1 protein-coding gene is annotated in these 243 nt (G+C 62.6%); it reads left to right on the top strand.

Features of this window, described 5'->3' with window-relative positions:
* A partial coding sequence (locus JK363_RS41855) for a beta-ketoacyl synthase N-terminal-like domain-containing protein (protein WP_268981180.1) occupies positions 1 to 243 on the top strand: 243 nt, incomplete at both ends.

The raw sequence follows: 243 nt of genomic DNA on the forward strand, positions 1-243 counted from the left end.
TGTCGGTATCCGGGTGGGGTGTCTTCGCCGGAGGGGTTGTGGGAGTTGGTGGCTGGTGGGGTGGATGCGGTGTCGGAGTTTCCTGGTGATCGGGGGTGGGATCTGGAGGGGTTGTATCACCCGGATCCTGAGCATGCGGGTACGTCGTCGACGCGTGCGGGTGGGTTTTTGGGTGATGTGGGGGAGTTTGATGCTGATTTCTTTGGGATGAGTCCGCGGGAGGCGTTGGCGACGGATGCGCAG

This window comes from Streptomyces coffeae (genome assembly GCF_016741875.1).
Taxonomy (GTDB): domain Bacteria; phylum Actinomycetota; class Actinomycetes; order Streptomycetales; family Streptomycetaceae; genus Streptomyces; species Streptomyces coffeae.